2 protein-coding genes are annotated in these 1,302 nt (G+C 41.1%); both read left to right on the forward strand.

What is annotated here, in order from left to right; genetic code table 11:
- Window positions 1-133: 133 nt before the first annotated feature.
- Window positions 134-913, forward strand: coding sequence for a ParA family protein (locus H8S75_RS32315; RefSeq protein ID WP_187024972.1), 780 nt, complete (start codon window positions 134-136; stop codon window positions 911-913).
- Window positions 914-1,302, forward strand: a 389-nt coding sequence (locus H8S75_RS32320) for a ParB/RepB/Spo0J family partition protein (protein ID WP_187024973.1), incomplete at its 3' end; no start/stop codon positions are given.

The raw sequence follows: 1,302 nt of genomic DNA on the forward strand, positions 1-1,302 counted from the left end.
TTTAAAAACAATGAAATATGAAGAGATATTATTCCAGAGAAAGGGCCTGGACTGGAATGGAGAAAGGAAGACGAATGACCAGAGGAAATGTATTACGCAGTGAAGGGACAGAGCAGGAAGGGAATGGGATTGTATGAGGATTATAAGCATTATAAATCTGAAAGGCGGTGTAGGAAAGACATTCACTGCCGTGCAAATGGCGTATTTATTGAATCGGAAATACTCCGCCCGTGTCTTACTACTGGATAATGATAAGCAGGGAAACTTATCTAAGGTATATGGAACCTATCGCCGGGATGGGCTGTGCCAGACGGCAAAATTGCTTTTAGGACTGGAAACAATAGAAAAAATAACACAACGGACTGAATGGGCCGGAATTGATATGATATCTGCTAACATGTCTTTGCTTTCAGCCACGGTACAGTTGCAGGGAGAAGGAGCGGAGGATCAGTGCAGCCGCTTCAGGAACCTGCAAGACGCAGCTGATGAGGCCGGGAATTTATATGACTACATAATTATAGATAATCCTCCAGATATTGGCCTGAATGTCATTAATGCGTTAATGGTCACTGATGATGTCATAGTTCCTATAAAGATAGATCAGTGGGCGTTGGAGGGAATGGATATCATTACAGAGCAGATTGAAGAAATACGCACGATTAATCCTAAAATAAATTTTTCAGGTGCTCTTGTTACTATGTATCGTAACAACGACACAAATGTCAGCGGTGTAGATTGGCTTAAGTTGGATAATGTTAAATTGTTTGATACATGTATCCGCTACAGTGAGAGAGCAGCAGAGAGTACCTTTTATCAACAGCCTGTGCAATTGTATAGCCCACGTAGTGCCGTAGCAAGAAGTTACAGGCAATGGGTGGAGGAATATGTGCAGATGGCAGGGGAGGAAAAGTAAATGGCAGTATCAGGAAAATTTAGCTGTTTGGATTTGATCAGTAAAGCTACTAGGGAAAAAATGGAAGCGAAGACAACAGAATACACAGAAATATGGCTAAACCCTTTGACGGTAAAAGAATCTCCACAAAACACTCATATAGAGTGTAAAAATATCGAACAGTTAGCGGATTCATTTCTTCTTACCGGACAGGAGCAGCCAACAGTACTGGCACGGGTTAATGGAGAATTTCGGATCGTTGACGGACACCGCAGAAACAAAGCGAATATTCTGTTACTGGAAAAAGGGGATAAGCGTTTTGAAAAAGTCAGATATTTTTATAAAGACATGACAGAAACTATGTATGAACTATCACTGTTAGTGGGAAATGGTTTCACTCAGGATTTAAC

This window comes from Hungatella hominis (assembly GCF_014288005.1).
GTDB lineage: Bacteria > Bacillota > Clostridia > Lachnospirales > Lachnospiraceae > Hungatella > Hungatella effluvii.